Origin of the sequence: Pseudoalteromonas sp. SR45-4, assembly GCF_014163535.1 — a bacterium.
GTDB lineage: Bacteria > Pseudomonadota > Gammaproteobacteria > Enterobacterales > Alteromonadaceae > Pseudoalteromonas > Pseudoalteromonas nigrifaciens.
Map to the genome: position 1 here is coordinate 62,473 of NZ_JACJDO010000004.1, position 12,113 is coordinate 74,585.

A 12,113-nucleotide genomic window follows, 5' to 3' on the forward strand; every position below is an offset into this window, starting at 1 on the left:
AGTTCAGAAGTCGGTATGAGATCTGCTATACTGTGCGCATCATTTTATGGGGCTGTTATGATTTCAAAAAACCAACTCAAACTTATTCGCCAACTTGGCCAAAAAAAGTACCGCAAGCAATTTAATCAATACCTTGTACAAGGTGAAAAAAACGTACTTGAGTTATTAAACAGCCCATTAAAGGCGGTTGATATATTTGCTACCGAGACATTTATAAATACCTATCAAGCACAGTATCTGGGTATTAATTTTATTTGCGCCGAGGAAGAGCTGCTAACAAAAGCAAGTACGCTGGTTAGTAACAATGCCGCCATTGCTATTGTAAATATGCCACAAGCAGCACAACTACAAACCAGTGGCTTAATATTAGCACTTGATGGTGTATCTGATCCGGGCAATTTAGGCACTATTATTAGAGTTGCTGATTGGTACGGTATTAAACATATTGTAACCAGTACAGATAGCGCCGATGCATACAACCCTAAAACAATTAGTGCCACTATGGGCTCGTTTGTAAGAGTGTCGGTAAGCCAAGTCGATTTGCCTGCGTATTTAGCCACATTAAAATTACCAATTTATGGTGCCTTTTTAGACGGGGAAAATGTGCACAACACTCAATTTACAGGTTCAGGCGTGTTATTAATGGGCAGTGAGTCGCACGGTATACGCGAAGCGTGTGCCAAATTAGTAACTGATAAAATAACCATACCGGCTTTTGGTCAGGCTGAGTCGCTGAACGTGGCTATGGCAACCGGTATTATTTTAGATAATTTTAAACGCCAAGCTTAAAACTAAAGCAAGGTTAATGTTTATAACCAATAATATTCGGTAATAACAAAAAGATGCGCTTAAGCACTATAAAATTGGCAGGCTTTAAATCGTTTGTAGAGCCAACTAAAATTCCATTTCCTGATCAAATGACCTGTGTTGTAGGCCCTAATGGCTGCGGCAAGTCTAATGTTATTGATGCAGTGCGCTGGGTGCTTGGCGAAAGCTCGGCTAAAAATTTACGTGGCGACGCCATGGCCGATGTCATTTTTAATGGCTCAACTAATCGTAAAGCTATTTCGCAGGCCTCGGTAGAGCTTACTTTTGATAACGACAAAGGCGACTTTCCTAATACCTTTGCCGATCGTAATCAAATTGCAATAAAGCGTTTAGTTACTCGCGATGGTCAGTCGTTGTATTTTTTAAATGGCAGTAAATGCCGCAAACGCGATATTACTGATATATTTTTGGGCACAGGCCTTGGCCCACGTAGTTACGCCATTATTGAGCAAGGCATGATCTCGCGCTTAATAGAGAGCAAACCGCAAGAACTTAGGGTGTTTTTAGAAGAAGCCGCAGGAGTATCTAAATACAAAGAGCGCCGCCGCGAAACGCAAACTCGAATAAAAAGCACCCGTGAAAACTTAGAGCGCTTACTCGATGTACGCAAAGAGTTACAAAGTCAACTTACTAAGTTAGCGGTGCAGTCGGTTGATGCTAAAAAATACCGCGAGTTAAAAGCGCAAGAGCGAACGTTAAAAGGGCAAATTGCCGTTTTAAAATGGCAAAAACTACACCAACAACAACTCGAAAAAAGCCAACAAATAAATAAATTAAATGAGCAAGTTACGTTTTTTAAAACGGCTCATTCTGGTCACGACGACGTACTTGCAAGCTTAGAAACCCAAGTACAAGCCTCGCAAGAAAGCGTAAGTGATGCGCAACAGCAACAACATGTAATACACACTGAGCTTACGCGATCTGAGCAACAACAAATAAGCATAAAGCAACAAATTCAAACGCTTAAACAAAATCAGATTAAACTACAGCAGCGCCAAACGCATAGTTTAGAGCTTAAAACGCAGCAGCAAACAGTGTGCGAACAACTAGAACACGCTTTGCAGCAGGCAATAGAAAACAACTTAATGCGCAACGAGCAAGTAAGTGAGTTAAGCCAAGAGCTTGAGAGTGCTTTAGAGCTAAAGCAGCAACACACTGAGGATTGGCAATCGCTTAGCGAGCAACTGCAGCAACTTAATAATAAGTTGCAGATGCAAGCAAATAATATTGAGCAAACTCAGCAGCAAAGCAAACACGTTAATGAACAAAGTGAGCAGTTAAATAAGCAAATTACACACCTAAAAAGTAGCGATGTTGAACAGCAGTTAGCTTCTCAAAAACAACAAAGGCAAGTGCTTACTCAAGAGTTAGCAACTAAGCAAACGGCGCACAGTAAAGGCCAAATGCTGCTTTTAGAGCAAAGTTCGCAGTTAAACAATGCCGAGCAGCAATATCAGCAACTTAGCCAGCAAGCTAACGAGCTAAAAGCCAGTATCGCAGGACTAAGCAGTACATTAGGGCTAGATAATGAGAGCGAGCACCACAACACCTTATTTAACCAATTAAAGGTTAAAGACGGGTTTGAGCACTGTATTGAACAAGCACTTAAATCGCTTGAGCATTTAAATGTAAGTGAGCAGTCGGCAAATAATAGTGTGTGGCATATCGCATCAACAAAAAGCAATCAGGCAAATGTAAAAAATAGCTTAGCGGCATTTATAACTCAGGGGGTTTACCCTGAAGTATTGAGCCGTATTGCTTATAGTAAAAGCGGCGAACTTAAAGCATTAGAGGATAATTTTTATATTGCCGTAATGGATGAAACCGCCGCTTTGCATGGTCGGAACTGGCATATAAGCTCAGATCGAAATGCTGAAAACTCATTACTGGTAAAGCACAAGCAATTGCAGCTTAAAACAGCGCAGCTAAAAAATGTAGAGGGTGAGTTACAACTCGCAGCCCAAGTGCTTGAGCAGCAAAAAGCACTGCAAAGTGAGCTTAGTACGCAGCAAAGTGAACTTAAAGAAACCATACATCAGCTGGCTCAAAATATTGCCGTAGCGAGTACGCGCAACGATATGTTAAAAGAGCAAGTAGCGCAGTACCAGCAGCAATTGCAACAGTACCAAACGCAACAACAGCAATTGGTTATACAGTTAGCACAAATAAAAGGGGTGCTTAAAGATCAAACAGTGCAGTTTGAAACACTTAAGCAGCAACAGTTAAGTTTAAGCAGTGATCTTGCTACTGCAAATAACAAGCGCACCCACAGTGATACAAATTATAGCCAAGTATTAGCTAGGCTTGAGCAATATAAAACGCAAGCCCATCAAGCAACGCTTGCAGAGCAACAGTCACGTAGCGAGTGGCAATTAAGCCAAGCTAAACTAAGCCATGCAGAGCAAGCGCATTTAAGTGCAGAGCAGGGTGCAAAAGAATTACACGATCAATTAACCCAGCTGCTAATACCCGAGCAAGAACTACTTGAAAAAATAGCCCAGTTACTTAAACAGCATGCGCAAGGCGAGAAAAACTTAAACACATTACAAAATAAATTAAACCAAGCAAAAGAGAGCTTAAGCACGAAGCAAGCGAGTCTTAAAAGTTCACAAGGTGAGCTGGTGGCGCTACAAGAGCAGCATCAAAAATTAAGCATAGAAGAGCAAAGTTTATTAATAAAAGCACAGTTGGCGCTTGAACCGCTAGAAGAGTTAAAGCAAAACCTAAAGCAGGTGCTTGATGAGTTACCAGAAACACTCATTATAAGCACAGCACAAAATAAACTCGCAGATATTGTTAATCAGTTGGAGCGCTTAGGTGCGGTAAATTTAGCCGCTATTGATGAGTTTGATCAAGCCAAAGCGCGCAGCGAATATCTTGATAATCAATTAGATGACTTAACAAAAGCGCTGAGTACCCTAGAAGGGGCTATTCGTAAAATTGATATAGAAACCAAAACTCGCTTTAAAGCGACCTTTGATCAAGTTAACCAAGACTTTGCAAAGCTATTTCCAAAGGTTTTTGGTGGTGGAAGTGCTTATTTAGAATTAACCAGTGACGATTTACTCGAAAGTGGTGTTAGTATAATGGCACGACCACCAGGTAAAAAAAATTCAACAATTCATTTGTTAAGTGGTGGAGAAAAAGCGCTGAGCGCATTATCATTAGTGTTTTCTATATTCAGGCTCAATCCAGCTCCATTCTGTATGCTGGATGAAGTAGATGCACCGCTAGATGATGCCAACGTGGTACGTTTTTGCCGTTTGGTTGAAGAAATGTCACAATCGGTGCAGTTTATTTATATTAGTCATAATAAAATTGCGATGGAAATGGCTGGTAGATTAACAGGTGTTACCATGGCTGAGCCAGGTGTATCGCGCGTAGTGGCTGTAGATATTGAACAAGCTGTGCAACTTGCACAGGCATAGTTAAATTAAACGTATTAGGTTTTAACTAATACACAGGTTTAGGCATATAAAATAAAAAAGGTGAGGGGATGGCCGAAGAATTAAGATGGGTTTTAATCGTGATCAGTGTATTTGTCATAGGTGGCTTATTAGTACACGGTTTATGGTCAGTGCGAAAAAAAGACAACCCAGAAATACCTGCTAACGAGCGGGTCGAACCACAACACACAGCTCACTCTCATTCGCCAAGTGCAGAGCCCGCACAGAGCGTTGCCTTTGAGCAAGAAGAACCACAATTTGGTGAACTAAATTTTGATGCCAACGAGCCGCAAACAGATACTAGCGTGCCAGAAGTGCCAATTGAAGATGACCTTAGTGTAATTGAGGCAGAGCATGACCTTGAGCCAAGCGAAGAGCCTGCAGAGGTTTCAGACTTTGTGATTGTGCATATTCAAATGCCAGATGGAATGAGCATGCAAGGCAGTAAATTATTGCCCGCGGTAAACACCTTAGGGTTTAAATACTCAGAGGAAGGCTTTTTTAATCGTCATTTAGATCCAGCAGGCCAAGGCCCGGTATTATTTAGACTAGTAAATATGTATAACCCAGGTACCTTCGATATTGATAATATGGAACAATTTAGTACCGCAGGCGTTAGCTTATTTATGACCTTACCGTGTGAAGGTGATGGCTTAGCAGCATTTAATATGCTGCACAGTGCAGCTAAAAAGCTTAGCGACGAATTTGGTGCGCAAATTTTAGATGCGCAGCGTGAAGAAATGACCGTAGATCGCGTTCGTCAATATGTTGAACAGGTACGTGCATTTTCTGCGTAATTAACGCAATAGGTTAAATTTTTATAAGCCACTGGGCGTTGACTCGTCAAAGTGGCTTTTTTTATGTTTTTTGAGGTCAAAATGGCAAGCAGCATTAGTGAGCAAATAAACCATCTTCGTAGTACGCTTGAACAGCACAGTTACAATTATTATGTACTTGATACCCCCAGTATTCCTGATGCTGAATACGACCGTTTATTACAACAACTCAGCGCACTAGAAACTCAGCACCCAGAATTAATAACTGCCGACTCACCAACCCAAAAAGTGGGCGGTGCTGCGCTAAGTAAATTTGAGCAAGTAGCGCACCAAGTGCCTATGTTATCGCTTGATAACGCCTTTAGCGAAGATGAGTTTATTGCCTTTAATCGCCGTATAAAAGAGCGTTTAATGAGTACCGAAGAGCTTACTTTTTGTTGTGAGCCAAAACTAGATGGCTTAGCTGTGTCGATTATTTATCGTGATGGCGTACTAGTGCAAGCCGCGACCCGAGGTGATGGGTTGACGGGAGAAAATGTAACTCAAAACGTTAAAACAATTCGTAATGTGCCACTTAAATTACGAGGTAGCGATTATCCTGCTGAACTAGAAGTGCGCGGCGAAGTGTTTATGGATAATGCAGGCTTTGAAAAGTTTAACATTGAAGCTGAAAAACGTGGTGAAAAAGTATTTGTAAACCCACGCAACGCCGCCGCAGGTAGCCTGCGCCAGCTTGACTCTAAAATTACGGCTAAACGCCCACTGATGTTTTATGCCTACAGCACAGGTCTTGTAGCCGACGGTAGCATTGCAGAGGATCATTATCAGCAATTAGAAAAATTGACTGATTGGGGGTTACCACTTTGCCCTGAAACAAAATTAGTAGAAGGCCCACAAGCTGCACTGGCTTATTATACTGATATTTTAACGCGCCGTGGCGAGCTTAAATATGAAATAGATGGCGTGGTAATAAAAATAAATCAAAAAGCCTTACAAGAGCGTTTAGGCTTTGTAGCACGCGCTCCGCGTTGGGCTATTGCCTATAAGTTTCCGGCCCAAGAAGAAATAACCAAATTACTCGATGTAGAGTTTCAGGTGGGGCGTACGGGAGCAATTACACCCGTTGCACGCTTAGAGCCGGTATTTGTTGGTGGTGTTACTGTATCAAACGCTACCTTGCACAATGGCGATGAAATAGCGCGCTTAGGCGTAAAAGTGGGCGACACGGTAATTATTCGCCGTGCAGGGGACGTAATTCCACAAATAACGCAAGTAGTACTTGAGCGCCGCCCTGATGATGCCCGCGATATTGAGTTTCCGGTAACTTGCCCAATTTGTGACTCCCATGTAGAAAAAGTAGAAGGTGAAGCCGTAGCGCGTTGTACTGGTGGTTTAGTGTGCCCGGCGCAACGTAAACAAGCGATTAAACACTTTGCATCGCGCAAAGCACTCGATATTGACGGCCTTGGCGATAAAATTGTTGATCAACTCGTCGACAGAGAGCTGATTAAAACCCCTGCAGATTTGTTTATTTTAAAGCAAGGACATTTTGAATCGCTTGAGCGTATGGGGCCAAAGTCGGCTAAAAATTTGGTTACTGCGCTTCAAGACGCTAAAGCGACAACGTTGGCTAAGTTTTTATACTCATTGGGTATTCGTGAAGCGGGTGAGGCAACCACACAAAATATAGCTAATCATTTCTTAACCCTTGAAAACGTAATAAATGCCAGCATTGATAGTTTAACTCAAGTAAGTGATGTGGGCGAAATAGTAGCAACCCATGTACGTAGCTTTTTTTCCGAACAGCATAATTTAGATGTTGTAAATGCGCTGGTAGAACAGGGTATTAATTGGCCTGAACTTACTCCACCTTCAGCGCAAGAGCAGCCATTAGCTGGCCTTGTTTATGTGCTTACCGGTACCTTAAACACATTAAACCGTAATGACGCCAAAGCACGTTTGCAGCAGTTAGGTGCTAAAGTGTCGGGTAGTGTGTCGGCTAAAACCGATGCGTTAGTAGCAGGCGAAAAGGCCGGCTCTAAACTAACTAAGGCACAAGACTTAGGTATAGATGTACTGACAGAAGAAGATTTAATTAATTTATTAGAGCAACATAATGGCTGATTTATTAAATATATTAAATTCACTTTTAATTAACGTAGGGCAGTGGCTGCATAGTTATTTATATCATTTATCTATGCTGATAATGGTGTGCTTAGTGTCTTTATACGCAGGCGATATTATAAAGCTAACCAAAGGGCTGGTTGCACGTCGTCATTTTATAGTAAGAGTGCTGTGCTTTGTATTGATCACCGCCTTTGGATTTGGTTTTGTGGTTGTGTGGCTTAGCCCGCTACTGATTAAGGCGTTATTGTTTTTTGGCACTAAGTGGTTAGGTGTTACCTTGTTAGCAGCATTTTTTATATTGGGCACTATTGCCGATAGGAAAAATCAATTATGAGCCGCTATGGCCCAGAGTACTGGGATAAGTACGGCAGTTACCGTACACCCATCGCCTTTCATTTAAGTGTGCTGGTATTGTTACGAGCTTACTTTATTTGGATAGTGGCAGGGTTAAGCCGACGCCCAGAATTGGATTTGATGTCGATATTTTTTAAATCTAAAAACGATTTTTTTATTGCTATTGCCATTGGCGCTATAGCCATAGTACCAATTATTTTATTTTGTTTGCGTCGACCCCGCGAGTCTCATAAAAGTAGTGAACGCTTAGCTAAGATTTGGCGTTATATGCGCTGGCCTCTTATTTTGTGTGCGGTAATAGACTTAACTTGGTTAAGTATTCAAGCGGCTCATAGCTATTATCATTTTTCGTTATTTTTAGCGATTCAAATGGTGGTTGTATTATGGGTGCTGTGGTACTTAGCTAAAAGTCGTTATTTAACAGTGTTTTTTAATGATTGGCCTGAGCCTACCGAAAAAGCCGCAGCAGAAAAACGCCTTAATAAGGATTAAAAGTGGACGCTATAAATAAAAAAATAGCGGTGGTGGTGCTGTTTATAGGTGTGGCGCTTAGTGTGCTAATGCTAACTACAAAGCTTACAGAGCAGCCTTGGTTTATATTTTTATTTGTCTTATGGGTATTTGTTTTTTGCTCTTGTTGTTACCGATTAACCCCACTGTTTAAAACACGAAACCAAGTTAATGATTTTATTAAGCGCGATGCAAAACATTTAGTATTGTTTAGCTTAGCGGGATTTTTTGATAAAAAATCTGGCCCGCAGTGGTTAGCAATTAAAAATATTAAGCACCTTTCAACCCGCAATAATGAACTGCTAGTACACAGCTACCAGCAAACGCAATTTAGTATTAGTTTACCTGCGTCAAAAGTAGAGCTAGATGCTTTTTTACAGCAGATACTGACTAATTCAGAAAGACGAAGTATTACATTTGATTAAGTTGATCTTAAGCAAATGTAATAACGTAATAATTAACCAATAGAGCTAAATACGATTATAGCTAAGCAAGCATTTAAAGAGGCTGTTATGTTGAAGTGGAATGATGTTATTAATTTTGCCAATAATGGCAATCCAACGCCGCCGAAAAAGGTTATTAAAACCGACGCTCAGTGGCAAGAGTTATTATCTGAAGATGCCTATTACGTTACTCGTAAAAAAGGCACTGAGCGACCGCACAGCTCCGGTAGCTGCACATTGTTAGAGCCAGGCAAGTATATATGTATATGTTGCGATAACTTATTGTTTGACGCAGATGAAAAGTTTGATAGCGGTACGGGTTGGCCTTCGTTTACAAAACCCGCAACAATAGAAGCTATTGCCTATATTAGTGATAACACTCATGGGATGCAGCGTATTGAAGCAGTATGTAATGTGTGCGATGCGCACTTAGGTCATGTGTTTCCTGATGGCCCATTACCGACTGGCCTGCGATACTGCGTTAATGCCGCGTCAATGAAAAAGCTTTAACGCGTTTAGTCGGCTTGAATATCTAGCTGCATATCTTTTGCTTTATGCAAAATTTTATTTAAACGCTGCGCCTGATCTGCAGGTAGTTTAGCTTTGCTCAGTAAGGCGTAGCATTTTTTAGCAAGCCCCATATTAAACGAATCCCCCCCTTGTTGCTTGGTCGAATCAAACAAGCACTGTAATAAGTTAAGTGCGATACTCTGATTACGAGGCATCACCCTAAATGCTTGAGTAAACGCTTCTAGTGCCGTATTTAATTGCCCTCTATTAAATTGATTCACAGCATGGTTGTTTAACTCTTTAGGCCCCATTTTAATATCACGACGCTCGCTTTGTTGTTGTTGAATATAACGTAAATAGGTTGTGTCGCTTACACTTGGATGACGCTGGCAATGCGTAATTATTTGGGCAAATAAATTTTGGGCTTTTTGATGAAAGCCAAGTTCGTGAAATGCTTTTGCTTTATCGAGTGCGCCGTCTACAGAGCGAATTTGTGTATCATCTTCATCAAGCTGCTCTATTAGTCGCTTAGCTTTTTGGTGTTCATCTTTTAAGTAGTGTAGGCGTGCGTTTAATACATCGATTTGCGCCTGGTTTACATTATTAGGAAACTGCTTTTTTAAATCATTAATATATTGATTAGTTTGGCGAGAAATTCGTTGTATTTGATCCGTTTGATCTGTGGTTAGCGCAAAGTCGATACCGGCACGCGCCGCATTTAAATAAATATCTGGGCTATCGTGAATTGAGTATTTTGCATAGCTTGCAATATCTTTTTGGGTTAAATAGCTCTTTTCATAATCGTGATTAATTAACGATACATTACTCAAAGACTTTTGACGCATAATATTAAGAGGAGCAATATCCGCAGCCTGACTTAAAAACTCTTGTGCGAGCTCAAATTGATTAAGTTTTATTTCTAAACGACCTAATAAATCAAGCGCGATTAAACGAGTTTCGTTGCGCTCTAACATGGTTTTAAGCATGCGTTGGGCTAAAATATGTTCATTATTTTCTATCAGTGCTTCTACTAAACCTACTTTAGCCCATGCAAATTTTTGGATATCGAGTACCGACTTAAAAAAGTCTTTGGCCTCTTGGTTACGATTAAGGCGTAGTAGGGCATCACCTTTTAATCGCAGTAAAATAGGGCTGTAGTTGTTGTTTTTATTTAATGCTGCACTTATGTACTTAAGTGCTTTGGAATCATTACCGTCATCAATAAAGTTGTAAACTGTTTGTAAATCACGTTTACGTTTTAAAATACGCTCTATACGTATTTTAAGCTCTTGTGCTGTAAATGGTTTAACCAAAAAATCATCGGGTTGTAATTCAAGAACACTATGTACAAGCGAGCCACTTGTTTCTGCAGAAATAAAAATAAACCCAGTGGAGCTTTTAATTAACTGCTTTATTCGCAATTCCTCATAAAGCTGATAACCATCTTGATGCTTATTTAGATTGAATGAGCATACAATTAAATCAAATTGCTCGTTTATACACTGCTCTTTTGCCGAGTTAGCATGATCTGCAAATCGTAACTGTCCAAAGCCAAGCTTTTCTAGCGATTGTTTCATATAGCTTTGGGCGAGCGGTTGCTCCTCCACTATAAGTATTTTGGCTGTTGAATAGATCTTTGTTGGCATTTGGCTTAACAGTGATTACGTGTAACACAGACTATAATCAACAGTTTAGCTGCTTACAAGGGAATTTAGGTTATTACTCAACTTTATTAAGTACTTAATATGCATTCATAGGCTTATATGTGGTGGGTAATACTTAGCTTGATACCAGCGACCCTCGCCATTCGTTATAAAGGGCGGCGATGCTCTTTTTCTTTCAACTGAGCTAATTGCCCAAAAGGACTTTTATATTATTTTAGTATTTAATGGAGATATTAAGAAGTGTTTATATGTGGTGGGTAATACTTAGCTTGATACCAGCGACCCTCGCCATTCGTTATAAAGGGCGGCGATGCTCTTTTTCTTTCAACTGAGCTAATTACCCAAAAGGACTTTTATATTATTTTAGTCTTTAATGGAGATATTAAGAAGTGTTTATATGTGGTGGGTGATACTGGACTTGAACCAGTGACCCTCGCCATTCGTTATAAAGGGCGGCGATGCTCTTTTTCTTTCAATTGAGCTAATTGCCCAAAAGGACTGATATATTATTTTAGTATTTTATGGAGATATTAAGAAGTGTTTATATGTGGTGGGTGATACTGGACTTGAATCAGTGACCCTCGCCATTCGTTATAAAGGGCGGCGATGCTCTTTTTCTTTCAATTGAGCTAATTGCCCAAAAGGATTTATATATTATTTAAGTATTTGATGGAGATATTACGAGATACTAAGAAGTGTTTATATGTGGTGGGTGATACTGGACTTGATGCCAGCGACCCTTGCCATTCGTTATAAAGGGCGGCGATGCTCTTTTTCTTTCAACTGAGCTAATTTCCCAAAAGGACTTATATATTATTTTAGTATTTTATGGAGATATTAAGAAGTGTTTATATGTGGTGGGTGATACTGGACTTGATGCCAGCGACCCTTGCCATTCGTTCTAAAGGGCGGCGATGCTCTTTTTCTTTCAACTGAGCTAATTGCCCAAAAGGATTTATATATTATTTAAGTATTTGATGGAGATATTCCGAGATACTAAGAAGTGTTTATATGTGGTGGGTGATACTGGACTTGAACCAGTGACCCTCGCCTTGTAAGGGCGATGCTCTCCCAACTGAGCTAATCACCCACATATAAAATAGGTATAACGCTTAATTAAATGCTTTAAACATTTAAACTGTAATTTGGTGGGTGATACTGGACTTGAACCAGTGACCCTCGCCTTGTAAGGGCGATGCTCTCCCAACTGAGCTAATCACCCAAATTACATTATTAACTATCAAGGGTGATAGTTAACACTGGACTTTAACCAGTGAACACTGCCTTTACTTGTAAATAGCGGCGATGCTCTCTTTTTTCTAACTGAGCGAATTACCCATTTAGATTTTTGTAATATACACCATTTTAAAAATGGTGGGTCGTACTGGACTTGAACCAGTGACCCTCGCCTTGTAAGGGCGATGCTCTCCCAACTGAGCTAACGACCCATATTAC

General features: G+C 40.4%; 9 protein-coding genes and 5 tRNA genes. 8 read left to right on the forward strand and 6 right to left on the reverse strand.

Features of this window, described 5'->3' with window-relative positions:
* The first annotated feature begins 57 nt into the window (after positions 1 to 57).
* From H5058_RS03165 to msrB, 8 genes are all read left to right on the forward strand, one after another.
* Positions 58 to 789, forward strand: coding sequence for an RNA methyltransferase (locus tag H5058_RS03165; RefSeq protein WP_182676849.1), 732 nt, complete (start codon positions 58 to 60; stop codon positions 787 to 789).
* Positions 790 to 842: 53 nt separating this feature from the next.
* Complete coding sequence (locus tag H5058_RS03170; protein WP_089367981.1) at positions 843 to 4,256, forward strand: chromosome segregation SMC family protein; 3,414 nt, start codon at positions 843 to 845, stop codon at positions 4,254 to 4,256.
* Positions 4,257 to 4,324: 68 nt separating this feature from the next.
* The gene (gene zipA, locus H5058_RS03175) at positions 4,325 to 5,071 is read left to right on the forward strand and encodes a cell division protein ZipA (protein ID WP_182676852.1); all 747 of its coding nucleotides are present in this window, start codon (positions 4,325 to 4,327) and stop codon (positions 5,069 to 5,071) included.
* An 81-nt stretch (positions 5,072 to 5,152) separates the two neighbouring features.
* Positions 5,153 to 7,174 carry an NAD-dependent DNA ligase LigA gene (gene ligA / locus H5058_RS03180; protein ID WP_089368944.1) on the forward strand — a complete coding sequence of 674 codons (2,022 nt, stop codon included), beginning with the start codon at positions 5,153 to 5,155 and terminating at the stop codon, positions 7,172 to 7,174.
* Positions 7,167 to 7,511: a DUF3392 family protein gene (locus H5058_RS03185; protein ID WP_089367983.1), complete on the forward strand. Its 345-nt coding sequence runs from the start codon at positions 7,167 to 7,169 to the stop codon at positions 7,509 to 7,511. The genes ligA and H5058_RS03185 overlap by 8 nt, the downstream gene beginning before the upstream one ends.
* A complete protein-coding gene (locus H5058_RS03190; protein ID WP_011327771.1) occupies positions 7,508 to 8,023 on the forward strand; it encodes a DUF2919 domain-containing protein in 516 nt (171 codons plus the stop codon). The genes H5058_RS03185 and H5058_RS03190 overlap by 4 nt, the downstream gene beginning before the upstream one ends.
* A gap of 2 nt (positions 8,024 to 8,025) precedes the next feature.
* Positions 8,026 to 8,466 carry a hypothetical protein gene (locus tag H5058_RS03195; protein ID WP_011327772.1) on the forward strand — a complete coding sequence of 147 codons (441 nt, stop codon included), beginning with the start codon at positions 8,026 to 8,028 and terminating at the stop codon, positions 8,464 to 8,466.
* Between the two features lie 87 nt (positions 8,467 to 8,553).
* Entirely contained in the window at positions 8,554 to 8,994 is a 441-nt protein-coding gene (msrB, locus tag H5058_RS03200) for a peptide-methionine (R)-S-oxide reductase MsrB (protein WP_089367984.1), read from the forward strand.
* Positions 8,995 to 8,999: 5 nt separating this feature from the next.
* On the opposite strand, the gene H5058_RS03205 is transcribed toward msrB, so the two are convergent.
* From H5058_RS03205 to H5058_RS03230, 6 genes are all read right to left on the reverse strand, one after another.
* Positions 9,000 to 10,640 (reverse strand): tetratricopeptide repeat-containing response regulator, encoded by a 1,641-nt coding sequence (locus H5058_RS03205; RefSeq protein WP_011327774.1) that lies wholly within the window; start codon positions 10,638 to 10,640, stop codon positions 9,000 to 9,002.
* Between the two features lie 269 nt (positions 10,641 to 10,909).
* Positions 10,910 to 11,001: transfer RNA gene (locus H5058_RS03210), tRNA-OTHER, on the reverse strand.
* A gap of 57 nt (positions 11,002 to 11,058) precedes the next feature.
* Positions 11,059 to 11,149, reverse strand: a tRNA-OTHER gene (locus H5058_RS03215).
* 523 nt (positions 11,150 to 11,672) lie between these two features.
* Positions 11,673 to 11,748 (reverse strand) — tRNA-Val (locus H5058_RS03220).
* Positions 11,749 to 11,804: 56 nt separating this feature from the next.
* Positions 11,805 to 11,880, reverse strand: a tRNA-Val gene (locus H5058_RS03225).
* 150 nt (positions 11,881 to 12,030) lie between these two features.
* Positions 12,031 to 12,106 (reverse strand) — tRNA-Val (locus tag H5058_RS03230).
* Positions 12,107 to 12,113: the final 7 nt, after the last annotated feature.